At 68.1% G+C, this 25,546-nt stretch carries 30 protein-coding genes; 13 read left to right on the forward strand and 17 right to left on the reverse strand.

Annotated features, from left to right (window positions below):
* From AB0E69_RS26370 to AB0E69_RS26390, 5 genes are all read right to left on the reverse strand, one after another.
* Complete coding sequence (locus AB0E69_RS26370; RefSeq protein WP_360151350.1) at window positions 1-879, reverse strand: SDR family oxidoreductase; 879 nt, start codon at window positions 877-879, stop codon at window positions 1-3.
* Between the two features lie 74 nt (window positions 880-953).
* On the reverse strand, window positions 954-1,199 hold the full coding sequence (locus tag AB0E69_RS26375) for a hypothetical protein (protein ID WP_360151353.1): 246 nt from the start codon (window positions 1,197-1,199) through the stop codon (window positions 954-956).
* A gap of 104 nt (window positions 1,200-1,303) precedes the next feature.
* Window positions 1,304-1,525, reverse strand: a complete 222-nt coding sequence (locus AB0E69_RS26380; protein WP_360151356.1) for a hypothetical protein — start codon at window positions 1,523-1,525, stop codon at window positions 1,304-1,306.
* Window positions 1,526-1,584: 59 nt separating this feature from the next.
* Entirely contained in the window at window positions 1,585-2,208 is a 624-nt protein-coding gene (locus AB0E69_RS26385; RefSeq protein ID WP_360151359.1) for an NAD(P)-binding domain-containing protein, read from the reverse strand.
* A gap of 31 nt (window positions 2,209-2,239) precedes the next feature.
* The gene (locus AB0E69_RS26390; RefSeq protein ID WP_360151362.1) at window positions 2,240-2,974 is read right to left on the reverse strand and encodes an SDR family oxidoreductase; all 735 of its coding nucleotides are present in this window, start codon (window positions 2,972-2,974) and stop codon (window positions 2,240-2,242) included.
* A gap of 122 nt (window positions 2,975-3,096) precedes the next feature.
* Between AB0E69_RS26390 and AB0E69_RS26395 the strand changes: the two genes are divergently transcribed.
* A complete protein-coding gene (locus AB0E69_RS26395; RefSeq protein ID WP_360151365.1) occupies window positions 3,097-3,669 on the forward strand; it encodes a helix-turn-helix domain-containing protein in 573 nt (190 codons plus the stop codon).
* A 29-nt stretch (window positions 3,670-3,698) separates the two neighbouring features.
* On the opposite strand, the gene AB0E69_RS26400 is transcribed toward AB0E69_RS26395, so the two are convergent.
* The 3 genes from AB0E69_RS26400 to AB0E69_RS26410 form a co-directional block, all read right to left on the reverse strand.
* Window positions 3,699-4,064, reverse strand: coding sequence for a DUF2255 family protein (locus tag AB0E69_RS26400; protein ID WP_360151368.1), 366 nt, complete (start codon window positions 4,062-4,064; stop codon window positions 3,699-3,701).
* A 34-nt stretch (window positions 4,065-4,098) separates the two neighbouring features.
* The gene (locus tag AB0E69_RS26405; protein ID WP_360151371.1) at window positions 4,099-5,118 is read right to left on the reverse strand and encodes an aldo/keto reductase; all 1,020 of its coding nucleotides are present in this window, start codon (window positions 5,116-5,118) and stop codon (window positions 4,099-4,101) included.
* 63 nt (window positions 5,119-5,181) lie between these two features.
* Window positions 5,182-6,027, reverse strand: coding sequence for a helix-turn-helix transcriptional regulator (locus AB0E69_RS26410; protein WP_360151374.1), 846 nt, complete (start codon window positions 6,025-6,027; stop codon window positions 5,182-5,184).
* A gap of 140 nt (window positions 6,028-6,167) precedes the next feature.
* On the opposite strand from AB0E69_RS26410, the gene AB0E69_RS26415 reads away from it, so the two are divergent.
* From AB0E69_RS26415 to AB0E69_RS26430, 4 genes are all read left to right on the forward strand, one after another.
* A complete protein-coding gene (locus tag AB0E69_RS26415; protein WP_360151377.1) occupies window positions 6,168-6,584 on the forward strand; it encodes a cupin domain-containing protein in 417 nt (138 codons plus the stop codon).
* Window positions 6,581-6,916 (forward strand): carboxymuconolactone decarboxylase family protein, encoded by a 336-nt coding sequence (locus AB0E69_RS26420; protein WP_360151380.1) that lies wholly within the window; start codon window positions 6,581-6,583, stop codon window positions 6,914-6,916. The genes AB0E69_RS26415 and AB0E69_RS26420 overlap by 4 nt, the downstream gene beginning before the upstream one ends.
* Before the next feature lie 64 nt (window positions 6,917-6,980).
* A complete protein-coding gene (locus tag AB0E69_RS26425; protein WP_360151383.1) occupies window positions 6,981-7,898 on the forward strand; it encodes a hypothetical protein in 918 nt (305 codons plus the stop codon).
* A gap of 143 nt (window positions 7,899-8,041) precedes the next feature.
* Complete coding sequence (locus AB0E69_RS26430; protein ID WP_360151386.1) at window positions 8,042-8,791, forward strand: GAF and ANTAR domain-containing protein; 750 nt, start codon at window positions 8,042-8,044, stop codon at window positions 8,789-8,791.
* Window position 8,792: 1 nt separating this feature from the next.
* Here the strand turns inward: AB0E69_RS26430 and AB0E69_RS26435 are convergent, their stop codons facing one another.
* The 3 genes from AB0E69_RS26435 to AB0E69_RS26445 form a co-directional block, all read right to left on the reverse strand.
* Window positions 8,793-9,533 carry a GAF and ANTAR domain-containing protein gene (locus AB0E69_RS26435; protein ID WP_360151389.1) on the reverse strand — a complete coding sequence of 247 codons (741 nt, stop codon included), beginning with the start codon at window positions 9,531-9,533 and terminating at the stop codon, window positions 8,793-8,795.
* The gene (locus AB0E69_RS26440; protein WP_360151392.1) at window positions 9,530-10,231 is read right to left on the reverse strand and encodes a GAF and ANTAR domain-containing protein; all 702 of its coding nucleotides are present in this window, start codon (window positions 10,229-10,231) and stop codon (window positions 9,530-9,532) included. The genes AB0E69_RS26435 and AB0E69_RS26440 overlap by 4 nt, the downstream gene beginning before the upstream one ends.
* A gap of 135 nt (window positions 10,232-10,366) precedes the next feature.
* A complete protein-coding gene (locus tag AB0E69_RS26445) occupies window positions 10,367-10,579 on the reverse strand; it encodes an ANTAR domain-containing protein (RefSeq protein WP_360151395.1) in 213 nt (70 codons plus the stop codon).
* A 241-nt stretch (window positions 10,580-10,820) separates the two neighbouring features.
* Between AB0E69_RS26445 and AB0E69_RS26450 the strand changes: the two genes are divergently transcribed.
* From AB0E69_RS26450 to AB0E69_RS26460, 3 genes are all read left to right on the forward strand, one after another.
* Window positions 10,821-11,537, forward strand: a complete 717-nt coding sequence (locus tag AB0E69_RS26450; protein WP_360151398.1) for a HemK2/MTQ2 family protein methyltransferase — start codon at window positions 10,821-10,823, stop codon at window positions 11,535-11,537.
* A 2-nt stretch (window positions 11,538-11,539) separates the two neighbouring features.
* Entirely contained in the window at window positions 11,540-11,764 is a 225-nt protein-coding gene (locus AB0E69_RS26455) for a hypothetical protein (RefSeq protein ID WP_360151401.1), read from the forward strand.
* A 108-nt stretch (window positions 11,765-11,872) separates the two neighbouring features.
* Window positions 11,873-12,289 (forward strand): CBS domain-containing protein, encoded by a 417-nt coding sequence (locus AB0E69_RS26460; protein ID WP_360151404.1) that lies wholly within the window; start codon window positions 11,873-11,875, stop codon window positions 12,287-12,289.
* 30 nt (window positions 12,290-12,319) lie between these two features.
* Here the strand turns inward: AB0E69_RS26460 and AB0E69_RS26465 are convergent, their stop codons facing one another.
* Window positions 12,320-13,615, reverse strand: coding sequence for a DUF1479 domain-containing protein (locus AB0E69_RS26465; RefSeq protein ID WP_360151407.1), 1,296 nt, complete (start codon window positions 13,613-13,615; stop codon window positions 12,320-12,322).
* A gap of 90 nt (window positions 13,616-13,705) precedes the next feature.
* On the opposite strand from AB0E69_RS26465, the gene AB0E69_RS26470 reads away from it, so the two are divergent.
* From AB0E69_RS26470 to AB0E69_RS26480, 3 genes are all read left to right on the forward strand, one after another.
* Window positions 13,706-14,836, forward strand: a complete 1,131-nt coding sequence (locus AB0E69_RS26470; RefSeq protein ID WP_360151410.1) for an ROK family transcriptional regulator — start codon at window positions 13,706-13,708, stop codon at window positions 14,834-14,836.
* Window positions 14,837-15,015: 179 nt separating this feature from the next.
* Window positions 15,016-15,582 carry a sigma-70 family RNA polymerase sigma factor gene (locus AB0E69_RS26475; protein ID WP_360151413.1) on the forward strand — a complete coding sequence of 189 codons (567 nt, stop codon included), beginning with the start codon at window positions 15,016-15,018 and terminating at the stop codon, window positions 15,580-15,582.
* A gap of 2 nt (window positions 15,583-15,584) precedes the next feature.
* Complete coding sequence (locus AB0E69_RS26480) at window positions 15,585-16,466, forward strand: hypothetical protein (RefSeq protein ID WP_360151416.1); 882 nt, start codon at window positions 15,585-15,587, stop codon at window positions 16,464-16,466.
* Window positions 16,467-16,477: 11 nt separating this feature from the next.
* Here the strand turns inward: AB0E69_RS26480 and AB0E69_RS26485 are convergent, their stop codons facing one another.
* Both AB0E69_RS26485 and AB0E69_RS26490 read right to left on the reverse strand, forming a co-directional pair.
* Entirely contained in the window at window positions 16,478-17,935 is a 1,458-nt protein-coding gene (locus AB0E69_RS26485; RefSeq protein WP_360151419.1) for an MFS transporter, read from the reverse strand.
* Window positions 17,932-18,498, reverse strand: a complete 567-nt coding sequence (locus AB0E69_RS26490; protein WP_360151422.1) for a dihydrofolate reductase family protein — start codon at window positions 18,496-18,498, stop codon at window positions 17,932-17,934. Before AB0E69_RS26490 ends, AB0E69_RS26485 begins: the two co-directional genes overlap by 4 nt.
* A 49-nt stretch (window positions 18,499-18,547) precedes the next feature.
* Between AB0E69_RS26490 and AB0E69_RS26495 the strand changes: the two genes are divergently transcribed.
* Window positions 18,548-18,832 (forward strand): hypothetical protein, encoded by a 285-nt coding sequence (locus AB0E69_RS26495; RefSeq protein WP_360151425.1) that lies wholly within the window; start codon window positions 18,548-18,550, stop codon window positions 18,830-18,832.
* Window positions 18,833-18,843: 11 nt separating this feature from the next.
* On the opposite strand, the gene AB0E69_RS26500 is transcribed toward AB0E69_RS26495, so the two are convergent.
* Both AB0E69_RS26500 and AB0E69_RS26505 read right to left on the reverse strand, forming a co-directional pair.
* Window positions 18,844-22,260: a glycoside hydrolase domain-containing protein gene (locus AB0E69_RS26500; RefSeq protein ID WP_360151428.1), complete on the reverse strand. Its 3,417-nt coding sequence runs from the start codon at window positions 22,258-22,260 to the stop codon at window positions 18,844-18,846.
* A gap of 95 nt (window positions 22,261-22,355) precedes the next feature.
* The gene (locus AB0E69_RS26505) at window positions 22,356-22,913 is read right to left on the reverse strand and encodes a GNAT family N-acetyltransferase (RefSeq protein WP_360151431.1); all 558 of its coding nucleotides are present in this window, start codon (window positions 22,911-22,913) and stop codon (window positions 22,356-22,358) included.
* Window positions 22,914-23,022: 109 nt separating this feature from the next.
* Between AB0E69_RS26505 and AB0E69_RS26510 the strand changes: the two genes are divergently transcribed.
* A complete protein-coding gene (locus tag AB0E69_RS26510; protein WP_360151434.1) occupies window positions 23,023-24,432 on the forward strand; it encodes a M1 family metallopeptidase in 1,410 nt (469 codons plus the stop codon).
* Window positions 24,433-24,487: 55 nt separating this feature from the next.
* Here the strand turns inward: AB0E69_RS26510 and AB0E69_RS26515 are convergent, their stop codons facing one another.
* Window positions 24,488-25,444 carry a hypothetical protein gene (locus AB0E69_RS26515; protein ID WP_360151437.1) on the reverse strand — a complete coding sequence of 319 codons (957 nt, stop codon included), beginning with the start codon at window positions 25,442-25,444 and terminating at the stop codon, window positions 24,488-24,490.
* Between the last annotated feature and the right edge of the window lie 102 nt (window positions 25,445-25,546).

Genomic DNA, 25,546 nt, shown 5'->3' on the forward strand with positions numbered 1-25,546 from the left:
CTACGGGAGCGGCCGGCCGCCGGTGGCGCCGATGCGTTCGCCGGTGATGTAGGTGGAGTCGTCGGAGGCGAGGAAGACGTACGCCGGTGCGAGTTCGGCGGGCTGGCCGGCGCGGCCGAGCGGAGTGTCGGCGCCGAACTCGCCCACTTTGTCCGCGGGCATGGTGGCCGGGATCAGCGGCGTCCAGATGGGGCCGGGGGCAACGGCGTTCACGCGGATGCCTCGGGGGCCGAGCTCTTGGGCGAGGCCCTTGGTGAAGTTGAGAATCGCCGCCTTGCTGGTCGCATAGTCGAGCAGGTTGGGCGACGGCTCGTACGCCTGGATCGAGGTGGTGTTGATGATCGCCGAGCCGGGCTTCAGATGGGAGAGTGCGGCCTTGCACAACCAGAACATCGCGTAGACATTGGTCTTCAGGACCCGGTCGAACTGTTCGGTGGTGATGTCCGCGATCCCGTCCTGCGACATCTGGTACGCCGCGTTGTTGACCAGGATGTCCAGCCCGCCGAGCTCTTCCACGCACTGCTCAACGAGCTGCCGGCAGTGCTGCTCGTCCTGAATGTCGCCGGCCAGGGACGCAGCGGTCTGCCCGGCGTCCCGCACCAGGCGGCACGTCTCCCGCGCGTCGGTCTCTTCGGCTTCGAGGTGCGAGATCATCACGTCGGCGCCCTCGCGGGCGAACGCGAGCGCCACTGCCCGACCGATGCCGGAGTCCCCGCCGGTGATCAACGCTCGTTTCCCGGTCAGCTTCCCGCTCCCGCGGTATGACGTCTCGCCGTAGTCCGGCTCCGGATCCATCGCGCCGCTGTGGCCGGGGTGCTGCTGTTCCTGCGGCTTTTGCTGCTCGGGCTCGGCGTACCGCGTCCTCGGATCGCTGCTCATCGTCCTCCTCTCACTCGCCATCACGCCTGCAGTACCCACGCAGGATCGGTCCGCTTGCTGCGGGTCCGCCGCTGTTACTCGGCGCGATGCTTCGGCGACTTGGCTCGGGCCTCGGCGCCTGTGGTTCCGGTGTCGGGGTCGTCGCCGGACACCCGTCCGACGAATTCGTCACTGGCTCCGGTTCCGGTGGTGGTCGGCGTACCGTCGGCCGGATCGCCGCCGGTGACTCGTGTCATGGCCGTGCTGCTGTCCGCGGGGGCGTCGCGTTCGTTCACGGTGTGGCTCAGTCGCCAGCGCTTGACGCGCTCCCAGATGGACATGATGGCAACGACCTTTCCCGGCATCGGGTGCCGACTCTCTCGGTTCCCGATCCAAGCCCCTGAAAACGCAACCACCGGCGCTGATGGGGTGGGCTAGTGCTTCGTCATCCGTCGGCGGCCTTGGCGGCAGAGGCCTTCCTGCCTGCGCGGGCGGGCCTTTTCGCCCGCTCTGGTACTGACTCGCGAGCCGACTCCTGCTTCAATTCCGCAGGCTCTGCATGGATCGGCCCTCCACCGAGGCGCCGGAACTTCCATTGGTGCTCGTCATAGTCGTAATACGTATCCACGCCACCAACCGTGATCACGTCGCCCTCCTCGTCGTACACCCAACCCAAAGAGCGATCCCGCAGTACCCGGAACGCCGCCAATCCAAACGTCTGATTGCTCAGCCGGTGAATTCGTTGACGCCGAGGGCAAAGTCGCCATGGCCGACCCCGTTGCCGGCGAGACCGACCGTGACCACGCCCATTCCCTCCAGCCAGTGCGCCATTTTCAGGCCGCCGACATCCAGCGGGCGCAGCCCGAGGCTCTCGATGAACGCGCCCACGGCCGTCTTGGCCTGCGGGTCGTCGCCGGCGATGAAGACGTCGGGCCGGCCCTTCTCCAGGACATTGCGGAAGATGGTGTTGAAGGCCTTCACCACGCTGGCATCGGCCGGGGCCACCTTGGCGACTTCCTGCGCGATCGAGGTCTCCCCGCTGTGGGTGAGTCCGTCGAACGACGCGTTGAAGGGGTTGCTGATGTCGACGATCACCTTGCCCGCGAGGGCGTCTCCGTACGCGGCGACAACCGGAACGACACCGCCGTACAACAGGGCCGTGATGACGATGTCCCCGGTCGGTACGGCGCCCCACTTGCCTGTCGTCGCGCCGCCGCCGAGAGCCTTGGCCAGGTCATCGGCCTTGGACTGATCGCGTCCCATGACCTCGACGCTGTTGCCGCCCGCCACCGCGAGCTTGCCGATGGTACGGGCCATGTTCCCCGTGCCGATGATGGTGATGCTGCTCATGAGGTGTGCTCACTTCCTGAGGGTCGGTAGGTCAGATGGCCGTGGTGCCGCCGTCGGCGACCAGTTCCAGGCCGTTGACGTAACTGGAGTCGTCGGAGGCCAGGAACAGCGCGACGGTGGCGATTTCTTCCGGTCGGCCCATCGTTCCGCGCGGGATGAGGGACTCGAATGCGGCCTTGGTTGTCTCGTCGAACAGTTCCTCCTGCTTGGCGGTGGCGACCTGGCCGGGCGTCAGGACGTTGACCCGGATCTTGCGGTCACGCAGTTCATTCAGCCAGACGCGGGCCCACGCCTGCTGGACTGCTTTGCTTCCCGCGTACAGGCTCCAGCCGGGGAAGGCGCCGAGGGAGGCGTTGGATCCGGTCATGAGGATCGAGCCGTTGTCGTTGATCAGCGGCAGTGCCTTCTGCACGGTGAACAGCGTGCCCCGTGCGTTCAGCCAGAAGGCGCGGTGGAACTGTTCCTCGGTGATCTCGCCGAGGACGGCGGGCTCGCCCATCCCGGCGCTGGCCCACAGCACGTCGATCGAGCCCTTTTCCCGCTTGACCGTGTCGTACAAGCGGTCCAGGTCGTCCAGTTCTGCCGCGTCACCCTGCACGGCGGTGACGTTGCGGCCGATCTGCTTGACCGCATCGTCCAGTGCTTCCTGCCGCCGGGCCTGGATGAAGACGTGGGCTCCTTCCTCGACGAACAGTTGGGCGCCGGCCAGTGCCAGGCCGGTCGATCCGCCGGTGATTACCGCGACCTTGCCATCGAGCTTTCCCACGATCACTCCGTTGAATTGACGGGAATTATGTACACCGAGCTGTGTGCTTACCGTAGAGGAGGGTTGGCGGGGATGCAAGCTATGTACACCGATCGGTACCCGAGTGGGCTACGCTTGGACGCATGACGGAGTTGGAGAAGGGCCCGCAGGGCCGACGCCGCGGCCGGGGCGCACATGAGCGCATCCTCAGCGCGTCCCAGCAGTTGTTCCGCGATCAAGGCATCAACCGGACCGGCATGGATCAACTCTGCGCCGTGGCCCAGGTGTCCAAGCGCACGGCGTACCAGCACTTCACCAGCAAGGACGAACTCGTCGCCGAGTACCTGCGCCGATTCGATCCGGACGTCATGCCGGGGGTGTTCGACCGCACCGACCTGACCCCCCGCGAACGACTCCTCGCCGCTTTCGACATACCCGCGTCCACGCCCTTGTGTCCCTACATCGGGGCGGCCGTCGAGCTCCACGACCCCGACCACCCCGCATCGCAGTACGCACGCGACTACAAGAAAGCCATCGCCGCACGCCTGGCCACCACCGCCCGCGAAGCCGGCGCCACGGACCCCGAACAACTCGGCGAACAACTAGCCCTCCTCCTCGACGGCGCCGCAGCCCGCACCCGAGTCCTCAACACCGATTCCTTCCCCACCGCGTCCGCCATCGCCACCATCCTCATCAACAACGCCATCCCTGCTTAGGCAGGGACGTTCTGACGTAGGAGAGGGTGTTATCGGGGTTCGATGCGAAGGGTGGTGGCTTTGGCTGTGGGGTTGGTGATGGCTTGGGTGGGGGATCCGTTGCCGTACTTGGCGAAGTACGCGCTGTCGATCTGGGCGTCGGCGGTGGGGTCGGGGATGTAGGTGACGTTGCGGGTCTCGTCGGCGAAGGAGATTGCGCCTTCGTGGTGGCGTACGACGCCCTTGTACCAGCTGCCCTCGGTACCGCGTACCGAGCGCACATACAGGCTGTCGTTCACGACGACGTGCCACACGATGGTGAGGGTGCGCAGCGTGTGGTCCTCGCGGCGGCCGGCGACGCGGATCTCGCGGATCCGGTCGAGGCGGCGCAGTTCGTCTGCGGTCCAACTAGTCATCTGTTCCGGTTCCTTCCGTCGCGCAATGGAGAGGTTAGCGGCGGCGTCGGGTGGGGTGGAGGGTTTGGTCGCCGTAGCTGTTGTCGGCGGGGTTGACGGTGACACCGGGGGCGACGATCTCGTCGATGCGGTCGAGTACGTCGGGTGTGAGTACGACGTCGGCTGCGGGGAGGAACGCGTCGAGTTGTTCCATGGTGCGAGGGCCGATGATGGCGGCGGTGACGGCCGGGTGATTGATGACGAAGGCAACGGCCAGCTCGATCAGGGTCAGGCCGGACTGTTCCGCGAGTACCGCGAGCTCTTCGACCGCTTCGAGTTTGCGCTGGTTGGCCGGTGTGGACATGTCGAAGCGCGCCGGCGGACGCGCGGCCGAGGTCGGGGTGACGGCGGAGTCCTTGCGCCAACGGCCGGAGAGCCAGCCGCCGGCCAGCGGGCTGTAGGTGAGGGTGCCCATGCCGTGCCGGAGCACGGTCGGGAGGACGTCTTCCTCGATCCCACGCACGAGCAGTGAGTACGGCGGTTGCTCGGTGACGAACCGTTGCAGATTGCGTTCCCGAGCCGCCCATTGCGCTTCGACGATCTGCGAACCGGAGTACGACGACGAGCCGACGTACCGGACCTTGCCCTGATGGACGAGGTCCGACAATGCGCCCAGGGTCTCCTCGACGTCGGTGTCCGGGCTCGGGCGGTGAACCTGGTACAGATCGATGTAATCGGTCCCGAGCCGCCGCAGCGTGTCTTCGACCGCGCGGACAATCCAGCGCCGCGAACCGCCGCGCAGGTTCGGGTCGTCCTGGCTCATCGGCATGAAGAACTTGGTCGCGAGAAACACCTCGTCCCGCCGCGCCTTGAGAGCCTCACCGACGATCTCTTCGGAGACGCCGGCGGAATAGACGTCGGCGGTGTCGACGAAGTTGATCCCGGCGTCGAGGGCCCGGTGGATGATGCTGATCGCGTCGGTACGGTCGTCGTTGCCCCACGGGCCGAACATCATCGCGCCGAGGCACAGCGGGCTCACGCGGACGCCGGTACGGCCGAGCGGTCGAAACTCCATGTCAATCCTTCGTGTCGTGGTGCATTGCCCGCGCGTCTGCCGCGGTCCAGCTGCCGAGCAGTTTCAGCGCTTCCTCGGCGGGCGAGTCGGGAGGTGCGGTGTAGACGTTGATGCGCTGCCCGGGGTCACCAGCGAGTCGAGGGCCTCGAAGTCGAGTTCGAGGTCACCGACGAGCGGATGGTGGAGGCGTTTGCGGCCGCTGCGGTGGTACCGGACGTCGTGGGCGGCCCAGCGGCGGCGGAAGTCCTCGCTGCGGGTCGACAGTTCACCCACGAGATCCGAGAGATCCTTGTCGTAGGGGTCGCTGCCTGCCGCGGCGCGCAGGAACGCGACGCAGTCGTCGGCTGCCTTGTCGTAGTCGAGGAAGAACTCGGTGGCGCGCGGGTCGAGGAAGCAGAAGCGGGCGCTGTTGGGCGGCTGGCCCGGTGTGTGGGCCGCGGCCTGGTCGTACAGCGGACTGTAGAGCGCGCGACCGAGGTCGTTGGCGGCCAGTATGTCGAAGCGGCCGTTCCGCAGGTACGCCGGCATCGGCATCTGGTCGAGGATGCGCTGCACGACCGGGCGCACGCGCTTCTTCGCCGGAGTATGTCGTGGCGCCCGGTTGCTCGGTGTGCTCGCGGTGCGGATCAGGCGGTACAGATGATCGCGCTCCGCCTCGTCGAGTTGAAGGGCGTGGACGAGTCCGTCCAGAACGCCGTCCGAGACGGCACCGACGCTTCCGCGCTCCAGGCGTGTGTAGTACTCGACGCTGATGCCGGCCAGCAGGGCGACTTCCTCGCGGCGCAGGCCGGTAACGCGTCGGTTGGCACCGCCGTACACCGGCAGTCCAGCTTGCTCGGGGGTGATCTTGGCCTGGCGAGTGGTCAAGAACTCCCGGAGGTCCTTGCTGGAGTCGTTCTTCGCGGCCATAGCTTTACGCTACGTCGTCGCCGCGCGCCTGCCAGGCCCTGCCAGTACACCTCTCGACAGTGCCTGGTGCCGCTGCCGGGGCCGCGGTTGCCTGGTGCGCGTGGCCCAACGCCGATGACCGTGATTCCAAGGAGTTCCCTGTGCAGATAGATCCACGCCGACCGACCACCAAGAATCCGCTCGACAAGTTCACCGGAGATGTCTGGCTGGACCCGATCGCGTCGCCCCGTGACGAGGGTCAGCGGATGACGGTTGCGAGGGTCCGGTTCGCGCCTGGCGCCCGTACGGCGTGGCACTCGCACGCGCTCGGGCAGACGTTGCACGTCACCCAAGGAGTGGCGTGGATTCAGTCCCGCGGTGGCCGGAAGGTCGTCGCTTATCCGGGGCAGACGATCTACTGCCCGCCCGGCGAGGAACACTGGCACGGCGCTGCGCCCGACGCCTTCATGGAACACCTCGCGATGCTCGACAACGCCGACGATCCGGCCACCACAACAACCTGGCGCGAACACGTCAGCGACGACGAATACCACGCAGCCGATGAGGAGCCGTCATGACGAACGCAGAGAACCAAACGGGGGCGCAACGCCTGATCGGCGACTTCGCGCCGAAGCTGGTGGCGCTCACCGACGACGTACTGTTCGGCGACGTGTGGGCGCGGACAGAGCTCAGCCCACGCGACCGCAGCCTGATCACCTGCGCCGCACTGGTTGCCGGTGGCAACCCGGAACAACTGCGCAGCCACCTCGCGCGCGGTCTCGACAACGGGCTCACCGAGACCGAGCTCAAAGAAGCCATCATCCACCTCGCGTTCTACGCCGGATGGCCGCGCGCAATGTCCGCGATCACCGTCGCCAAGGACGTCTTCGCCGACACCAAAACCGAATGAGCTGAGAATCTCAGCAACTTTTGGGCGGCCGCTCGCATCGAGCTAAATGATGGGGGTGGCTTCTATGAAGCGAATGATGGGGGTGCTGGCCGCGGCCGTCCTGACCGCAGGCCTGCTACCCGGAACAGCGATCGGAAATGTGACAACGGCTTCGGCGCAGTGCCGGATTGCCCTGGGCTCGGTCTCGGCGACGGGTGATTCGCAGTGGCAGGACATCGTCGCGGCGACGCCGCCCACCAACGCGGGCGTCCAGGTCATCGGCCGTGATTTGTACCCGGACGGCGCAACGCGGCTCAGCACCGCGATGGTCTACGAACCTGTTGCCGGCGGGCCCAGGGTTTTCGGGTACGTCGTGATCGGATCGGCGCTGTACCGGACCCGGTACGACGCGTACTCCGGGGGAGCGGGAACCGTCGTACCCGGGTCTGTTGTCCTGCAGAGGATCGGCGGTGGCTGGGATTCGTTCGTCGCCTTGCAGGAGTCGCGCTACGCGCCGTACAGCGGAAGCTTCTCCCGGACGAACGAGTACGGGCTGCGCAACGACGGCACCTTGTTCCGCTGGACCCGCGACAACCAGGGGGTATGGCGGAACGCGACGTCCGCGCCGGGGTTCGCCGCGGTGAAGTCGATGGTCCTGATCAGCAAGACGCGGACCTACGACACCTTCCTCGCGAATACCAGGAGCGGAGCGCTCTACACCATCCACATCCCGACGACCGCGCCGATGAAGCCGGTGGTGACGAAGGTCCGCGGATCGACCTGGCAGGGCTTCGAGTCGCTGGTCGCCGAGAAGTGCGGATCGCAGGGCACGCTGCTGGTCGGCCTGGACAAGGACACCAAGACGGCCTACCTGTACGCCGTAGGCCACGCCAACGGTCCCGCCACCGTCATCCGTGCCCTCGGCAAACTCCCCGGCACCTTCGACGCCCCGCTCTACTTCCGCTGGGCAACCCTCGACTTCGACGACCTCTTCGGTGAGTAGCAGCCAACCCTGAGTTGTCTCTCCGCGACCGGTGCCGCGGTCTGCGTGATTGCCGTCGGTTTACGGTTCCGGATCCGGGCGGAGGGTGCAAACTGGGGGCGTGGCGGTGTGAACGAGTCGACCGGCGCGAGGAGGTGCTGGCGATGGAGATGCAGGAGCTCATCACCGTGGTCAACGAGGTGGCGGCGACGTTGCTGGTGCCGATCGACCTGCTGGTGACCCTCGGCCGGATCACCCGCAGTGCGGCCGAGACGATTCCTGGGATCGAATACGCCAGCATCTCGGTCACCTCCAAGGACGGCCGGATCGAGACTCTCGCACCGACCGACCTCGTTGCGGTCCAAGCCGATGAGCTGCAGTACGAGCTGTGCGAGGGACCGTGCTACGCGGCCGTGACCGGCGTACCGGTGGTTCAGGTCGACGATCTGGCATCGGACCTGCGGTGGCCGGAGTACGGTCCGAGGGCGGCGGCCGCGTTCGGACTGGGGTCCCAGCTGGCGTTCCAGTTCCATGCCGAACCGCACGCCCGGGGTGCGCTGAATCTCTATGCGACCCGCGCGCACGAGATCGACACGGACACCCGGCAGTTGGGCGCGATGTTCGCGCGGCTCGTCGCGGTCGCCCTGGGCTGGGCTCGCCACGACGAGAACCTGAGTGAAGCCCTGCACAGCCGTCAGGTGATCGGGCAGGCGGTCGGTATTGTGATGGAGCGCTACCGGCTCGACCCGGACCGTGCCTTCGCCTTCCTGGTGCGGGTCTCCCAGACTGCCAACGTCAAGCTCCGTGAGGTCGCGGCCGGAGTCATCGCCGACACCTTCGACCCGGTGAAATGCCGGCCGAACCGGACGGGCAATCTTCGGACGCCGGTACGCCCAACCGTCACCGGTGGGTAGGTCATTGCCCTTGGCGGTCGCCGTTAGCGGCGGCGTGGACGACTGCGGCCGCCATTGCGGTCAGGGGGATTGCCTGGATGCGGGCGCGCGTCACCAGTTGGTCGAAGGCGGCGTCCATGGACAGGCCCTCGGCGTACGCGAGAACGCCTTTGGCTCGTTCGATCACGGTTCGCTCTTCCAGCGCGGCCCTGGTGCGGGCGGCGAGCTCCGCAGGTGACAGGGCGGTCGTCTGGGCGATCACCAACGCAGCGATGTCGGCGAATGCCTGCGCGATCAGTTCCGCATCGTCGGCGAGTCCGCCCTCGGCGAAGAACAGGTTGACCGCACCGAGCATGCTGCCCTGCCAGATCATCGGCGCGGCGTGGACGCCACTGAAACCGGCCGCACGGAACGCCTCCAGCAGCGTCGGCCAACGGGCCCCGATCGCCTCGGTGCCGACAACGGTGACCGACTGCCCGGTGGCCACGCAGTCCACGCCGGGGCCGTTGTCGATCTGAACCTGGTACACCTCGAGGTGCTGCGCCCGATGGTCGGTGGCAGCCAGGAACTCCAGCCCTTCCCGGCCGGGCTGGACCACCACGATCCCGGCCGCGGTCGCCTGGACGCACTCGGCGCAACCGGCCAGCAGGTTGATGGTCGTTCCGATCACGTCGTGCTCACGGACCAGAGCGGCAGTCGCCGCGGCCAGCTCACGCACCGCGCGTTCGGGCAGCGCCGAAGGGGCGGTGTGGTAGCTGGTCATGAATCTCCTCGGAAATCGAGCTGTCGGGTGACGACCTGGTGGGCGATCTCGCCCAGCGTCGCGTCGTGCGCGTACGCATGTGCTCGCAGCAGAGCCAGCGCGTCCGCGGGCGGAACGTGCAACTGGACGATCACCATGCCGGTGGCCTGGTGTACTTCGGCGCGCGCCGACCACATGCCGCCGTCGAGCCCGCGCTCCAGCTTCGGGATGGGGTCCTTGAGCAACGCGGCGGCGATCGTGTCGGCGAGGAACTGTGCCGTCTCGAAAGATTCCGCGGTCCAGGTGTTGCCCGGGCGCAGATAGAGGCCGAGCACACCGAACGCCTGGTTGTCCGGTCGCATCGGGTGCGCATGGACGGTGAGCTCCCCGACGCGCTCCAAGGCTGCGCGGGTGAATTCGGGCCACCGGTTGTCGAACCTGTCCGCGACGACCGTGGTCAACGGTGCTGCCTCGCGGAGGGCGGTCAGGCACGGGCCTTCACCCAGGAGGTCCTGCAGCTCCTCCAGTGCGCTGGCTGTCTCGTCGGTCGCGCTGAGACGGAGCTGGCCCGCTCCGGGCTCGTGAACCGTGAGCCACGCGCCGTCTGCCTGGAGGATCAGTCGAGCGGCCTCACACAGCCGGTCGGCGAGATGCCGACTGTCCGCATTCGCGGCCGCCAACCGTGCCAGCTTGGCAAGGACCGCCGATCGGTCGGTCACTGCCAACACCTCTCCATCGGCCCCCACCAGCCGCAGGGTTGCATCCATCAACCCTACTCCCGGCCCACGATTACCGTCGGCAGCGCGCCAGTTCGTCGCTGGAGCCGGCGCTTGCCGAAGGCACGTTGTGAACAGTCAAGGCAGGGTGCCTGCGGTCAGCAACCAGCGGGCGGCCTCGACGAGTGGAATTCCCGCGTGCTGTGCCCGTCGGTCGAGTACGGCGAGGGCGCCGTCGAAGGTCAAGTCGTAGCGCTCGGCGAGTACGCCCTGAGCCTGTGCGACGGAGAGAACAGCCGCGTCTTGCACGGCTCTGGACAGGGATGCCTTGGCGTCGTGGTTCGTGCTCATGAGCGCAACCACCCTCCGCGGCCGCCGCCTCATGCACAACAGACCGGGATTGTCTGGAACCGCGGACGACAGGCCTTGAGCAGCGCTGTCGAAAAGCCAACGGCACTGTCAGCTTACGCCTTGCCGGCAGGTGCGGTTTTGACCTGTCCGCAGCGGGTAACCGGTGGCTCAGTTCGAAAGCGAAGCCTCAGGTCCGCCGGGACGCCCACAGCGCTCGGCCTACCGGCAGGAGGCTGTCGCGATGTCCACCCCCGAACCAATGAAGCTGGTGACTCTTCCGGGCGTCTTCGCTCCGATCTCGGACTCGTGGATGCTGGCCGATGCCGTCCGCCAGGAAGTCGTGCCGGGCCGGACGGCGCTCGACGTCTGCACCGGGAGTGGTGTCGTCGCGCTCTCCGCGGCGGAGCGCGGCGCGGTCACGACCGCTGTCGACGTCTCCCGACGAGCGCTGCTCGCGGTCCGGCTCAACGCGCTCCGGTCCGGTCTCCGCATCCGGACGCTCCGGGGCAGGATGTTCGCGCCTGTGGCAGGGGAGCGCTTCGACGTGATCGCGAGCAACCCGCCGTACGTGCCGTCGCCGCGGCCCGACGTACCCCGTCGCGGCGCGAGCCGGGCGTGGGAGGCGGGCCCCGACGGCCGTCTCGTCGTCGACGCCCTGTGCGACGCCGCGCCTGCCCACCTGCGACCGGGCGGGGTGCTGCTGCTCGTCCACTCGTCCCTCATCGGGATCGAGGCGACCTTGGACCGGTTGCGGCAGGCCGGTCTCGTGGACGTCGAGGTGCGAAGCTGCGTGCGCGGCCCGCTGGGCCCGCTGATGCGAGCGCAACAAGCCGCAGGGACGATCCCAGCCGACGTCGACGAGGAGGACGTTGTGGTCATCCGGGCCTGCGCCCCGCTTTCGCATCCAGCCTCGGGATTTGGGGTACCGGGACGGCGAGTTGACCGTGGATGGAGGTAGTTATGCCTGGCAAGTCGTCGAACGTGAAGAACGAGAAGCAGTACGAGGCGCTCAAGGACAAGGGGATGTCCAAGGAGCGGGCTGCCAAGATCGCCAACTCACCGAAGTCCAGCGAGCACGGTGGCAAGCAGAGCGGCAAGGGCGGCAGCAGCAGCCAGGGCGGTACCACCGCACAGAAGAAGAAGGCAGGCCGCAAGGGCGGCAAGGCAGCAGCATCGAAGAAGTGACGAAGTGCGTCACGTCGGCTCCCTGGCATGCCAGGGAGCCGGGGCGTTTCTACGCGGTCGGGGTGGGCACCGCGTAGCCCCGAATGTAGTCAGGAAGGGGATGACGCCATGACCAGCGCACGTGAGTTGATGACACCCGGCGTGGAGTGTGTCGGGGAGAACGAGAGTCTGGTCGACGCTGCTCGCAAGCTGCGGGACCTCGACGTCGGCGCGTTACCGATCTGCGGGGAGGACAACCGGCTGAAGGGTGTGCTGACCGATCGCGACATCGTGGTGAAATGCATCGCCGACGGAGGCGACCCGGCGCAAACGACAGCGGGCTCGCTCGGCGAGGGCAAGCCGGTCACAATCGGCGCCGATGACAGTATCGAGGAGGCGCTGCGCACGATGGAGCAGCACCAGGTACGGCGCCTTCCGGTGATCGATGGCCACGAACTCGTCGGGATGCTCGCCCAGGCGGACGTCGTCAAGGCGCTACCCCAACAGGCGGCCGAAACCGTCAGCGAGATCTCCGAACCGTCGTAAGCCACGACCGATCGACCGAGTCACCGGGTTCTACTCGAGGCCGAGGCCTTGGCGGGCGGTGTGGTTGAGGTTGTCCGGGGTGAAGCGGTTGGGCCAGTTGCGTTCGTAGTTTTCGTCGGGGAAGTCGCTGGGGCTGGAGCCGGTGCGGAAGGCTTCGCGGACCTCGGCGGCGTACCGCTCGTTGCGGGGGCACCATGGGGCGGCGGGGATGTACATGACGTTGCCCCAGCCTTTCTGGTTCTGCACCGGGGCGACGCCGTGGATCAGGTCGCAGTGCCACCAGACCGAGTCGCCGGCCTTGACGTCGGGGATGCCGCTGACGGCGCGCAGCAGCAACGGGTGCCAGGTTTCGTTGGCGGGAAACACCTGGTTCACGGTCACGCCGCACATGTCGTCGTCCGGTACGTCGGCCAGCAGCGGACGCAGCATCAAGTACGCCATCGCCTCGGGGATCGGCACCGTCTGCAGCACACCCTGGTCGTGGTCCATGTCCGACAACGCAGTCCAGCCCTGGAAGGTGCGGAACGCCGAGCACATGGTGCTGCCGGGGTACTGCGAACCGTCGGTGCGGTGAGCGGCGCTCCACGGGTCGTACTCCTCGACCGTGCCGTCGAAGAGGTGCCGGAACGCGTTCTGGCTCGACTCGGTCATCCACAGGTCCAGCGTGCCGGGGTCCAGATGGGTGCCCAGGCCACCGGAGTCGATCCCCGGTGGGCGCCGCCGGATCCGGTCCGGGTACAGCGAATCGCGGTCCGGGTCGAACCACTGCACGCCATCCGACTCATGAGTCCACTGCGCGTTCAGAAACGCTTGTACGCGGGCCATCCGGTCGCTCTGCCGGGCCTGCATCTGCGCCGGCGACCAGTAGATCGGGTAGATCTCCGGCTTGGACCCGACGCTGCCGAAGAAGTCGTCGCCCGGACCGCGGTAGTTCTCGAAGAAGCGGTTGCTCTCGACGTAGTCCACGATGCCCTGGTCCCAAGCGAGGGCCTGCTCGCGGGGAAAGTGGCCGCGGACCACCAGACAACCCCGGCTGCGCAGCAGCTCGACCGCTTGGGCGGACACGGTCCCGTTCTCGATGTCGGTGTAGTCGATGACCGGCCACACCGTCTCTCCAGCCCGCTTGGCCGCCTCGATCTCCTCGACCCGGCCGGCGATCCGCTGCTCGACGACGGCGAAGACTTCCTCGACCGTTCGCCCCGACGCCGCGATCCGGGCGCGCAGGGCGGCCTTGATCTCCCGGATCGCGGCCTTCAGGTCGGTCGGCACTTCCTCCCAGTGCGGCAGCGGTGGCAGCCCCGTAGTACTCAGCGGAGTGGTGGTCATGGCTCACACCTTTCTAGGAAGCAGCGCTAACTAAATCCAGGTTAGGGCGCCTTAAGCGATTTAGGCAACACTCCTGACTAGACTTCGGCCATGACGCCGGCCAAGCCCTCGCTGGACCTGCTCCGCTCGTTGACCGACGAGCACGTGCTCCGTGCGCTGATGGCCGAGCGTCGGCTGACCCGGGCCGAGATCGCCGTACGGACCGGTCTGTCCAAGCCAGCGGTCTCCGACAGCGTGCAGCGGCTGACCGAGGCCGGCCTGCTGCGGGATACCGGGGAGCGCACCACCGGTCGCGGGCGCGTCGGCACTTACTTTGCTTTCGGCAACGACCTCGGCGCGGCGCTCGTGCTGAGCGTCGCTCCCGAAGGCGTCGTCGCCGAGGCCGTCGACGTGTACGGCGAAACGGTCGCGCGGGAGACGGCGCCGGTACGCCGACCCGCGCGGCCCCGCGAGGTCGGTCAGGTGATGCGAACCGTCGCAACCCGGGTATCCGAACATTGCTCCGGGCGGCTACGTCTCGCCGTCGTCAGTGCCGCCGATCCGGTCGATCGCTCGACCGGCCGCCTCGTACATCTTCCGGGAGCACCGTTCCTGCTCGGCGAGCTGTCACCGGTGGAGTTGCTGGGTCCGCTCGTCTCCGGCGCCGTGACTGTCGACAACGACGTCCATTGGGCCGCCCGCGCCGAGCTCGCCGCCGCCGGCGGCGATCATCCAGCGGATTTCGTCTATCTCTACCTCGGCGAGGGCCTCGGCGCCGCCGTCGTTGCGGACGGCGAGGTACGGCGTGGGCACACCGGCATCGCGGGCGAGATCGCGTACGTGGTGACCCGAGGACCACGCGGCCGCGCCATCACCTACACCGAGGTGTTCGCCGAACTCGATCTGCGCCAGCCGGATTCGACGGCGATCGACAGTCTCGCGTTGGCCCGCGTCATCGAGGTTCCGCGGGCAAAAGCCCGTCGCGTCCTGGCGGTCCTGGCCGACGCGACCGCGGGAGTCATTGCCGCCGTCACGGCGCTCACCGACCCCGCGCTCGTCGTACTCGGCGGCCCCTGGGGCACTCATCCCGCGCTCGTCGACGCCGTAGCGCGCCGCGTCGGCGAGGTCACTCCGCGAGAGATCCCCGTTCGCGTCGCCCAGCTCACCCACGAGCCGGCCCTGACCGGTGCCAGGCACCACGCGCTCGACGACCTCCGCTCTCTGGTCCTGGCCCACGCCTGACGGCTCCAGCAGCCGACGCGAGGGTGATGCGGCGGAGCAACCCAGGGTGGAACCTTTCCCGTTTTCCAGACACAAGCCGGGCACAAGTCAGTCGGTCGGACGATGGGAGCGCTGATGCACGGCAGGATGACGGGAGTCGGCCGTTGATAGCCCTTCAGGCGGGGCGCGACGAGGCGGCGATGGCGAAGAGCAGCGACCGGATGCTGTGGGAGCGGGTCGCCGGGGGAGATTCGGCGGCGTTCGCTCAGCTGTACGACCGGTACTCCGGGGCGATCTACAACTTCTTGTACCGCCGTACCGGTTCGTGGAGCGACGCCGAGGACCTGACCTCGACGGTCTTCCTGCACGCCTGGCGGCGGCGTACCGAGGTGGTCCTGGACCGCGACTCGGTGCTGCCCTGGCTGTACCGGGTGGCCGAGTACACAGCGCGCAACGAGTGGCGCTCGAAGGCCCGTTACCGCCGCGCCCTCGCGGCCGCCAACCTACGGGTCGAACACGTCCGCGACCATGCCGACGACGTGGCGCGCCGGCTCGAGTACGACGAACAGATCCAGGCGGCGCGCGAGTCGCTGAAACGGCTGCCCAAGCAGCAGCGCGAGATCGTCGAGCTCTGCATCTGGGCCGGCCTCGACCAGCAGGCGGCCGCGGTCGCGCTGGACATCCCGATCGGCACGGTCAAATCCCGCTTGTCCCGCGCTCGCAAGCAGCTGCGCGCGCTCGACCCCGGTTCTTCCCTGGAGGATTGATGATGAACACCCAGCTCACCCCGCCACCCGAGCACGAGCTGCGCCCGGCCACCCGCGAGCGGCAGCGCGACGAGTTGATCGGCATCGTCGACCACGAGTCCGCCCAGGCCGCACCACGCCGCCGGTTCATCCCGCTCGCCGCGGCCGCGGCGGTCGTTGCCGTCGCCGCGGGCCTCACGATCGGCGTACCCGCTCTCCGCGGCCACGATGCGCAGCCATCGGTGTCCGGGGCGGCGGGCGCCGATGCGGCCAAGCCGGCCATCGAGCCGCTGACCGCGACCGAGAAGCGGAAGTACGTCAAGGAGTGTGACCACCCAATGAGCACGTTTTCGGATCCGGCCGGTAGCCCGGCCGTGGCCGACGAGTTCAAGTGGGTGAAGCCGCCGGCGGATACCCACGCAGTCGCCTGGGTCGTGCTCTCGTACTACGGCGGCCGCAGAAACATCGCCTGCGGCTTCGACGCCAAGGGCCATCAGACGGGGTGGACCCCGGCGCGCAGGGGCGAGACCCAGTCCGCTGTCGTCCAGAAGACCGGTGCGGGCAACGGGACCTACGCAAGGGACGTAGCGCGTATCACGATCGCGATCGGCACCGGACCGGCTACGGAAGCCATACTCCGGAACGGGTTCTTCTTCGCGCCGATGAAGTTCATCGACACCCTGACCCGCCCGGCCCCGGACTCGGCACCGAAATACACCGTCCGTGGGTACGACGCCAACGGCAAGCTGATCTACTCGAGCCCCAAGACGTACCGGGAAGAGCAGGCCCTGCTCGACGGCTGCTTCACCAACCCCGAAGGCACGAAGGTCGTCTTTGTCGGCGGCGGACGGAAAGACACACCCCCCGTGAGCCAGTGCAGGCGGGGCGTCGCCTGGAACTGGTAGCTCTGGGCCGTTTACTGGGCTGAAGGTCGCCGGCGTACCACGTAGAGAAGCAGCACGGCCGCCATCGTGGCGACGCCGGTGACGCCGACTGCGTGGTACCCGGCGACGAACGCGTCCCGGACGTGGTGGAGGGCACCTGGGTCGGTGGCCGAGCGGAAACCGTCGACCCAGGATCCGTCCGCCTGGCCGGCGTGGGAGCGGTAGACGACCGTGCCCAGGCTGCCGAGGATCACGAGCCCGGTGGCGATCCCGATCTCGTTCGCGGTCTGGGCGAGTGACGCTGCCGAGCCGCCGAGCTCCTGCGGTGCGTGCGAGATGATGTCGTTCATCAGGAACGGGAACGCGGCGCCGATGCCGGCGGTCGCGAGGGCGCCACCGACGACGATGGCAGCGATCCCGGAGCGGTCCGCAGGGATGAAGACGTACGGCACGAAGCCGGCGGTCATCACGAGCAGACTGCCCAGCACGATCCGCGCCGGAGCTATCCGGTGGCCGAGCCACGGCCCGAGGTTCGAGGCGACGATCATCGCGAGCATCGACGGGATCTGCCACAGCGCCGCGACCAGCGGCGACAGGCCCAGGACGGACTGCAGGTAGAACGTCGCGAACAGCGAGGTCCCGCCCATCAGCAGCGCTGTCAGGAACAGGACGGTCAGCGCGCGGCCGACTCCTGGCCGCCTGAGCAGCGAGAGATCGACCAGCGGGTGCTCCAGCCGGCGCTGTCGACGTACGAACACCAGGCCCAGCAGTAGGCCGGCCAGCCCGAGAGCCGTCGCTTCCCAAGGGTGCGCTCCGTTGACGGACCACTTGAGGGTTGCGACCAGGGTGAGGATGGCGGCGAGACAGAGGACAGTACTGCGTACATCCAGCGGCGCACTCACTGTCGTCTGCGACTCCGGCAACAGCCGTGGAGCGGCCAGCACGGTCAGCAGCATCACCGGTACGCCGAGCAGGAACACCGAGCCCCACCACCAGTACTCGACCATCACGCCGCCGAGCAGCGGCGCGACGGACATGCCGGTGAGGAAGCAGGTCATGTAGGCGCCCATCGCGGACACCCGGCGCTTGGGGTCCGGGAAGAGCTCGCCGATCAGCGCCATCGACGCGGGCATGATCGCGGCGCCCGCAATGCCCATCACGGCGCGGGTCAGGATGATCATCCAGGGCGCCGACGCGAACGCCGCGACCGCCGAGGCGATCGCGAAGACGGCCGAGCAAGCCACGATCAGCCGGCGGCGGCCGATCCGGTCGCCGAGGGCACCCATCGTGATCATCGTGCCGCCGACCATGAACCCGTAGATGTCGTTCATCCACAGCAGCTCGGTGGGGGAGGGCCGCAGGTCGGCCGCCATCCGTGGCAGTGCGACGCTGAGCACGCTGATGTCGATCGCGATCAGCAACGAAGGCAGCGACAGCAGTGCGAGCGCGAGCCGTGGGCTTCGTGCTTTGGTCTCGCTGAGGACGGTCATCGCTGCGCCGCCTCGTACTGGGACACCACGACTCGGCCGTCGACGATCCTCGAGCCGACGAGCTGCAGGCTCTGGCGTTGTTCCGGCTGTGCGAAGAGCCGACGCCCACCGCCGAGTGCGACGGGGTGTACGGCGACGTGGTACTCGTCGATCAGTCCCAGCTTGGTCAGCTCACCGGCCAGCGCGGCGCCGCCGGTCAGCAGCAGGTCCTTGCCCGGCTGGGCCTTGAGCTCGTTGACCTGGCCGGCCAGGTCGCCGCTGATGACGCGGCTGGTCCAGTCGTCACCCTGATAGCTCCGCGAGAACACGATCTTCGGGGTGGCCCGCCAGAACGGCGCGAACGCGAGCACGTGCGGGTCGTCGGTCATCGACTCGGCCGCCGGCCAGAACCCGACCATCATCTCCCACACCGGCCGCCCGAACAGCAGCGTGTCGACCCGCCCGTCGAGCGCCTCGGAGTACGCCGACAGCTCCGGTCCCATCTGCGCCCAGTCGAACTCTCCACCCGGCCCGTCGACGAACCCGTCGACCGAGACGTGCACCCAATAGATCAGCTTGCGCATCATTCCTCCTCTGTACGGTCACGAGAAGGTCGGAGCCGGCCGGCCGTCCTTGACATCCCATCCTGAGAATTTTCTGATTCGGGTCGTCCGGGAGGGGCAGCGACCCACGATCGTCGGCCGCGCGGCGCCCGTCGTCCGCCCGAAGCAGGTGGAGATCCCGCGCGGCGGTACGCACCGGGCCGATATCGCGCTCGCGGTGACGAGCTGCGGCCCGGGGCGGCTGGCTCCGGGCTCCTACCTCGTCTACATCCCCCTCTCTCCGGACTCGAAGCCGGCCGGTCTGGCTCAGTACCTCCAGGACCTCGAACCGGTGGGCAGGCTTCGACTGAAATAGGGTGCGCTCGGTCATTGCCGGGCGTGGACCGTGAGTTCGTCGACGAACAGCCAGTCGGCGTTCGCGGCGGACGTCTTGGTCAGGGTGAGTTTGACGAAGCGCGCGCTGACCGGCGCGAAGGCCAGCTCGTACCATCGCCCGACGGCCGTCGAGGAGCGGGCCCGCTCGGTGTACGCCGTACCGTCGGTGCTGGTCGCGACGACGACCTCGGACGGCGCGTAGTCGTGCTCGTCGTCGGCGTACTCGCGCACCTTGACCAAGGACACGGACTGGACCGTGCCGAGGTCCAGCACGATCGAGACCGAGCGCTGACCGGACACCGGATAGCCGTAGGACAGGCCGTCCGCGTAGCCGGCGGCAAGGATGCCGTCTGACGACTCGGAGCCGCTGTCCGGGTAGCCGCCGGCCGGCGCCTGGTACGACCTGACGAGGTCGGGACCGAGATCGCCCTGCACGATGATCTCGCCGACGAACAGGTAGTCCGCGAAGCGTCCCTCGGTCTTCGTCATCCGCACGACGACGCCGTCGTGCGTGACCGTCGGGAAGCTCAGGTCGTACCAGCCGCCCGCCGGGACCGTCGCCTCGGCCACAACGTTGCCCGCGACCACGATCTGGACCCGGTCCGGCGCGTAGTCGTGCTCGCCGTCGTCGTACGCCGCGACCCGGACGTGGTTGAACGGCTTCGCGGCGCCGAGGTCCACCTCAACGTCGACGGTCTTCGTCTCGCCCGCGCCGAGCGGGTAGCCGTAACTCAGACCGTCGTCGTACCTGCCGCCGCCCACGCCGTCCGTCGACTCCTGGCCTGAGTCCGGGTAGGCGGCCGACGGTTCGGCATTCCGGTAGACCGGACGGCCCCAGGCGAGATCGGCCGGCGTACCGGGTGCAGCGGCGTACACCTCGACGTCGTCCAGGAACATCGAGTCGCCGTCCGCTGTCCCGGTCTTGGTGAACTCGAACCGGACGTACCGCGCCTGCACCGCGCCGAAGGTGAGGTCGTACCAGATCCCGGCCGTGCCGCGCGGCGTCGACTGCGCCGCCCGGGACGTGAACCGCGTCCCGTCGACACTCGTCAGCACGCGGACCTCGTCGGGCCGGTACGGCGGAAACTCTTCGTACGCGTGCGTCCGGGCGTGGTCGATCGACTGGACCGCGCCGAGATCCAGGTCGAGCGACACCGTCCGCCGGGCGCCGACGTCGCCGTACTCGAATCCGACGCTCAGCCTGTCGTCCGACGATCCGGCCGGTACGCCGTCGGTCGCCTCCCGCCCGGTGACGACATCGCGCGGAGTCTCCGACCAGGTGTACGCGCGACCGCCGGCCAGATTCGGAGCGGCCAGTGCAGCGCCGGCGACCTCGATGGCGGAGAGCGCTGAGCTGGTCTGCACCCGGAGGTAGCGGGCCTTGCTGTCCGGTGTGGTGACTCCGGTGCTGGATCGGAGCGTTGCCCAGTGCGAGCCGTCGTACGACTGACTCAGCTGCACGCTCGCCGGTACGGCGCCGGACCAGCGCAGCCGGATCGCGTCGAGCTGGACCTGCTTGCCGAAGTCGAGCTGGAGCCAGCCGGAGCCGCTCGGCTGCCAGGCGGTTGCCGGATCGCCGTCGATCGCGGCTTGAGCGTTGCCGCTGGACGCCGTCGCCACGGCGGCGCGAGCAACGTCGGTCGCCGGCCGGCCCGCGGCGAGATCGAGCATCAGGCGCCGGACCCGGATCATCGACGACGTGTCCGGGGTGTAGGTCTCGGCATCGGTGACCAGGCCGGCGGCGAGGTCGTGGGCGGCGACCGGATCGGTCTTGCCGAGCAGGTTCAGGACCTCGTAGTCCTCGATCCCGTCCCGCAGCGATTCGTACCGCACGGTCGACCGGATCGTCTGGTGCTCGCGGTCGGGCAGGACGATGTACCCGTCGCCCTTCTGCTCCTGAAAGTCCTGGCCATCCCCGTCGTCGTCGTTCAGCGGGTACCACCACTTGTCCATCGCCCAGTGCAGGTAGCCGGTCGCGCCGCGGGAGTAGGCGAGCCACAGGGTCTGCCGCTGGTCCCACTGCGGCTGGTCGATGAAGCGGTTGAGGAAGTTCCCGGTCGGGATGCTGCAGTTGTAGAACCACAACTCCTTGCCGCCGGCCCGCAGTTTGTCGTACGGCACCGGGTTCGCGGTGTAGTTGCGCAGGTTCGGCTCGACGATGTCGGCCTGGGCGGCGACCTGCGCGGCCCACGGTTCGGCGTACACGGCGTCCCCGAGCTTGATCGCGGGCCAGGCGGCGCGCATCCGCTTCGCGATTCCGGTCCAGCTGTCCACGGCGACCTGGTCCGACGGCTCGTCGCCGACGTGCGTCCAGAACCGGGATGCCCAGCCCTTGGCCTCGAGGTGCGCGCGCAGCGCGGCCGTGTACTGGTCGAGCCAGCGTCCGGCCTTCGCGGTGTTCCAGGACTCCCAGGCCGGCTGGTTGGTGGCCGGGTCGATCAGCTCGATCGACCAGTGGTCCGGGTCGTCGTGCGGACCGCTGACGAGGAAGCCTTCGATCCGTTTGACGCCGCCGCGGGCCAGGAAGAAGTCGACGATGTCGTCGAAGTGCTGCCAGTTGAAGACGTACCGCCCGGTGCCGGCGTCCCAGTGGCTGCCGCCGTCCATCAGCATCCGCATCACCGGGATCGTCAGGTTGTTGGTCCGATGTGCCTTCCACTCCTTGGCCAGGTTGCCCATCAGCGCCCACCAGCCGGGGCTGTACTTCTGCTGCCCGAACGCGTCCTCGACCGGTTCGCGGCCGCCGAGGTCCCCGGTGTCCAGGACGCCGAACATCAGCGACCAGAGCGTGTTCGTGAACGCGCCGTCGCTTGCCTCGGGCAACGTCACCGGCCGGACGTCGACCTGCACCGGTACGGCCTGGTCGCCGGCCGTGGTGCGGACGGTTGCCGTACCGTTGTAGAGGCCACCCGGGGTGGTTGCGGGAACGTAGACGCGGATCCAGATCGGCTGGGTGGTGCGGGCCGGTACCGAGCGGGTGGCGTCGTTGGACAAACCGTCGGGGAAGTCGGCCGGCGCCTGCCGCGTGACCGGGGTGACGGGGTTGCCGCCCTCGGTGGTGTTGGCGTCCAGGTACGTGTTCTCGACGAACTTGTACTCCAGGTTCGCCGCGGCGATCCGGTTCGCGCCGCTGACGAGGTCGGTGAACGCCACCTGGTCGATCCGGAACGCGTCCGGGCGCCGTACGACGAGCTGTCCGGCCTCGTACTCGTTGCGCGCGGTGTCCAGGCGGAGGGTCTGCCCGGCGTCGGCGGTCGGGAGCGAATCCGAGAACACACTGGTATAGGCCGATTCGGTCCAGGCCCACGAAGAGCCGACCGCGGCGGCCGGCGACGCGGGTGCGCCGTACGCCGGAAGCGCCAGGGTGAGGATCGTGATCAGGCCTGCGACGCAACGGAAAAGACGCATGGATGGCTCCTCACCTGACAGCTGGGGCGGACCCTCAGCTTCCGGGCGCGCCTCGGTGACGGCAAGAAATTGCCGTAGACCACTGCCTTCCGCCCTCAGCCCGAGAGCAGCTCGCCGGGCCGGATCGAGGCCACCCACTCGTCGCGCCGCTCGCCGTGCAGGCACGCGGTGTCGGGTACGGTCGTGAACCGCCGGAACCCGGCCTTCCGCGCCACCGCACGCGAGGCCTCGTTGCCCGCGACGGCACGCCAGATGACCACCCGCCACGCCAGCTCGTCGAATGCATACCCGACGACGAGGCGCAGCGCGCGCGTCATCAGCCCGCGGCCGCGCGCCCACGGCGCCAGCCCGAACCCGACATCACCACCACCTGCCCGCACACTCCCCAGATCGATGTTGCCGGCGAACCGCCCCTCCGACTCGATCGCCCAGCCGTACACCTCGCCGCTGACCCAGCCGCCCGGGATGAGCTCGGTGACGAAGTGCTCGGCGTGCGAGCGCAGGTAGGGCACCGGCTTGTCCGTCCATTGCCGATAGCCCGGATCCACGCACATCGCGGTGAAGTCGTCGATGTCGCCGGGCGCGTGCGGACGCAGTACCAGTCCCGGCAGCCCGTCGGTCAGGATCGGCACACAGTCAGGAAAGTCAGCCACAACTCACCCTCCCAAGGCGCGCTGCCGGCCCACAACGTGCCCGCGTGGACCAGTCGGTCCGCGGCAGCATAATCTGGCGGGCGGGATCACCATCTGCGCAGGAGGAACTGTGAGTCGCTGTGCTTACCTGTTGACCGTCTGCGCGCTGGCCCTTGGGCTGGTGGCCGGGACGAACCTGACCGCGAGTGCCACGCCACGAGTGCCGGTGTTCTCGCCCGGCGCGCCCGGGGCCGGGGATCCGTACTTCCCCGACATGGGCAACGGCGGGTACGACGTCAGCCACTACGACATCCGGCTGGCGTTCGACCCCAAGACCAAGGCGATCAGCGCGACCACGACGATCCTGGCTCGGGCCACGCAGAATCTCTCCCGGTTCAACCTGGATTTCCAGGGACCGCTGAAGATCAGCAAGCTCTCGGTCAACGGGCGCGACGCGTCGTACGCCCGCAGCGGTGCGCAGGAGCTGGTGATCACTCCGCGGCACGGCCTGTGGCGCGGAAGCCTGTTCCGCGTCTCGGTGACCTACGCGGGCGTCCCGCGGAAGATCGACGACCCGGCGCTGGGCCTCTCCGGCTGGGTCGCCACCAAGGACGGCGCGGTCGCACTCAACCAGCCCATCGGCGCAGCGACGTACTACCCGGTGAACGACACGCCCGACGACAAGGCGACGTACACCCAGACCATCACCGTGCCGACCGGACTCACCGTGCTGGCCAACGGCGAACCGGGTCTCACCACCCACCACGGCGGCCGGACCACCTTCCGCTGGAACATGCGCCGGCCGATGGCCAGCGAGCTGGCGATGCTGGCGATCGGGAGCTACAACGTCACCCGCGGCGTGACGGCGGGCGGTCTCCCGAACATCACCGCGATCGGCAAGTCGATCGACACCGTGGCCGGTCAGGGCAAGGTGTTCAACCAGACCACCGCGCGAGTCATCCAGTGGGAGTCGTCGGTGTACGGGCGATACCCGTTCGACTCGACAGGTGGGATCCTCGCGGACGTCGGCGTCCACTACGCCCTGGAGACGCAAAGCCGACCGGTGTACGACCAGCGCAACAGCCACGTCGACGGTGACCTGCTCGCGCACGAGCTCGGCCACCAGTGGTTCGGCGACAGCCTGACGCCGGTGCACTGGTCGGACATCTGGCTGAACGAAGGCTTCGCGACGTACTCGGAGTGGCTCTACCAGGAGAAGTTCAACGGCGTCCCGGTGGCAAAGACCTTCGCCGACACCTACGCCCACGAGGACAACTGGACCGGCAAGGTAGCCGACCCCGGCCGCGACGCCATCTTCGACGACCTCGTCTACAACCGCGGCGCCATGACCCTCCAAGCCCTCCGCCAGAAAATCGGCGACCGAGCCTTCTTCCAGGTCCTCCGCGACTGGCCGACAACACACCGCTACGGCAACGTCTCAACCCAAACTTTCATCCGTTTCGTCGAACACCTCACCCACCGCAACCTCACCCCCTTCTTCCAAACCTGGCTCTACAAACCAGGCAAACCAACCCTCTGACCACCCACCGGCCGAGGACCAAGGAGGTGGTCAGCGAGCGGTCGGTCGGCTGGGATCAGAGGCCACGGATGGAGAAGGGCTTGCTGGTGCCTGCCTGGTAGCGGTCGCAGGCCGGGAAGTAGGCGCGGTACGGGATCAGGCCTTTGTAGGGCGGCTGTGCGGTCAGGGTGAAGCGGCCGCTCGTTCGGACCACGCCGGTGTTGACTGCGCGCCACTGGGTTGCGCCGTACAAGCGCTGCAGTACTACCTTGCAGGACGACGGTGCGCCGAGGACGTTGCCGGTGACCGGGACGAGTGTGCCGACCGGGGCGCTGGTCTTCGACGGTACGGCCGAGAGGATCCCGGGGCGGGCGACGAAGAGTTTCAGACTGGCGATGTCCCAGATGCGGCCGTGGATCCGCAGGCAGACAAGGGCGTTCGCGGCAGCCGCCGGATAGGCCTTGGTGACAGTCCCACTCGTACTGGTGAGCGGCGTGTCTCCACCTTGGTTCTGGTCGCATTGGTTGCCGATGCCGAGCAGTACCCGGATCCGGGTCCCGTAGGGCTTGCCTGTCGACGAGTCGGTCAGCGCCCAGGTGATCGTGAAGCTGGATCCGAACGGCACGATCGACGGAGTTACCTTGGCGGTGACCTTGGGAAGGTGAGTGCCGGCCACCGTCAGGTCCGGCCCGGCGACCGGCGTCGGATCGGGCGGCATCGGGCCGGACTCGTAGACGGTCAACGGTCCGGTCGTCACACCGAACACGGTGAATACCCCGTTGGCCGTGGACGGAACATAGACCGGACCCGCCCAGGTGCCGTTCTGTGTGGTGCCCGACACCCGCGGCAGATCGGTCGACACCAGCAAGGTCCGCGGGCCGCTGCCGGACGTCCGTTTGAGCCAGATATTCAGCGGCATGTTCGCCAGGCCAGGCTCGTCGGATGCGTAGCCGCCGGTGACCCGAATTTGCACGGCCACTGTTGCGAGGCCGGAGACTGCGACCGAGGCGCGGTCCAGGGTCACCTGAGTCACGTGGAGTTTGGGATCCGGAGCCGCCTGAGCGGACGGCGTTGCCGCGAGCAACAGCCCGACCAGTGGCGCTGTGAGGAGTGCCGCCAGTACGCGCCGGAACGC

It is taken from the genome of Kribbella sp. NPDC026611 (assembly GCF_040638345.1).
Lineage (GTDB): Bacteria > Actinomycetota > Actinomycetes > Propionibacteriales > Kribbellaceae > Kribbella.

Bases quoted from the DNA above. Each gene is read 5' to 3' on its own strand.
- AB0E69_RS26370 (WP_360151350.1), bottom strand. From the start codon at position 879: ATGAGCAGCGATCCGAGGACGCGGTACGCCGAGCCCGAGCAGCAAAAG.
- AB0E69_RS26375 (WP_360151353.1), bottom strand. From the start codon at position 1,199: ATGTCCATCTGGGAGCGCGTCAAGCGCTGGCGACTGAGCCACACCGTG.
- AB0E69_RS26385 (WP_360151359.1), bottom strand. From the start codon at position 2,208: ATGAGCAGCATCACCATCATCGGCACGGGGAACATGGCCCGTACCATC.
- AB0E69_RS26395 (WP_360151365.1), top strand. From the start codon at position 3,097: ATGACGGAGTTGGAGAAGGGCCCGCAGGGCCGACGCCGCGGCCGGGGC.
- AB0E69_RS26400 (WP_360151368.1), bottom strand. From the start codon at position 4,064: ATGACTAGTTGGACCGCAGACGAACTGCGCCGCCTCGACCGGATCCGC.
- AB0E69_RS26405 (WP_360151371.1), bottom strand. From the start codon at position 5,118: ATGGAGTTTCGACCGCTCGGCCGTACCGGCGTCCGCGTGAGCCCGCTG.
- AB0E69_RS26410 (WP_360151374.1), bottom strand. From the start codon at position 6,027: ATGGCCGCGAAGAACGACTCCAGCAAGGACCTCCGGGAGTTCTTGACC.
- AB0E69_RS26420 (WP_360151380.1), top strand. From the start codon at position 6,581: ATGACGAACGCAGAGAACCAAACGGGGGCGCAACGCCTGATCGGCGAC.
- AB0E69_RS26425 (WP_360151383.1), top strand. From the start codon at position 6,981: ATGAAGCGAATGATGGGGGTGCTGGCCGCGGCCGTCCTGACCGCAGGC.
- AB0E69_RS26430 (WP_360151386.1), top strand. From the start codon at position 8,042: ATGGAGATGCAGGAGCTCATCACCGTGGTCAACGAGGTGGCGGCGACG.
- AB0E69_RS26435 (WP_360151389.1), bottom strand. From the start codon at position 9,533: ATGACCAGCTACCACACCGCCCCTTCGGCGCTGCCCGAACGCGCGGTG.
- AB0E69_RS26445 (WP_360151395.1), bottom strand. From the start codon at position 10,579: ATGAGCACGAACCACGACGCCAAGGCATCCCTGTCCAGAGCCGTGCAA.
- AB0E69_RS26450 (WP_360151398.1), top strand. From the start codon at position 10,821: ATGTCCACCCCCGAACCAATGAAGCTGGTGACTCTTCCGGGCGTCTTC.
- AB0E69_RS26455 (WP_360151401.1), top strand. From the start codon at position 11,540: ATGCCTGGCAAGTCGTCGAACGTGAAGAACGAGAAGCAGTACGAGGCG.
- AB0E69_RS26460 (WP_360151404.1), top strand. From the start codon at position 11,873: ATGACCAGCGCACGTGAGTTGATGACACCCGGCGTGGAGTGTGTCGGG.
- AB0E69_RS26465 (WP_360151407.1), bottom strand. From the start codon at position 13,615: ATGACCACCACTCCGCTGAGTACTACGGGGCTGCCACCGCTGCCGCAC.
- AB0E69_RS26470 (WP_360151410.1), top strand. From the start codon at position 13,706: ATGACGCCGGCCAAGCCCTCGCTGGACCTGCTCCGCTCGTTGACCGAC.
- AB0E69_RS26475 (WP_360151413.1), top strand. From the start codon at position 15,016: ATGGCGAAGAGCAGCGACCGGATGCTGTGGGAGCGGGTCGCCGGGGGA.
- AB0E69_RS26480 (WP_360151416.1), top strand. From the start codon at position 15,585: ATGAACACCCAGCTCACCCCGCCACCCGAGCACGAGCTGCGCCCGGCC.
- AB0E69_RS26485 (WP_360151419.1), bottom strand. From the start codon at position 17,935: ATGACCGTCCTCAGCGAGACCAAAGCACGAAGCCCACGGCTCGCGCTC.
- AB0E69_RS26490 (WP_360151422.1), bottom strand. From the start codon at position 18,498: ATGCGCAAGCTGATCTATTGGGTGCACGTCTCGGTCGACGGGTTCGTC.
- AB0E69_RS26500 (WP_360151428.1), bottom strand. From the start codon at position 22,260: ATGCGTCTTTTCCGTTGCGTCGCAGGCCTGATCACGATCCTCACCCTG.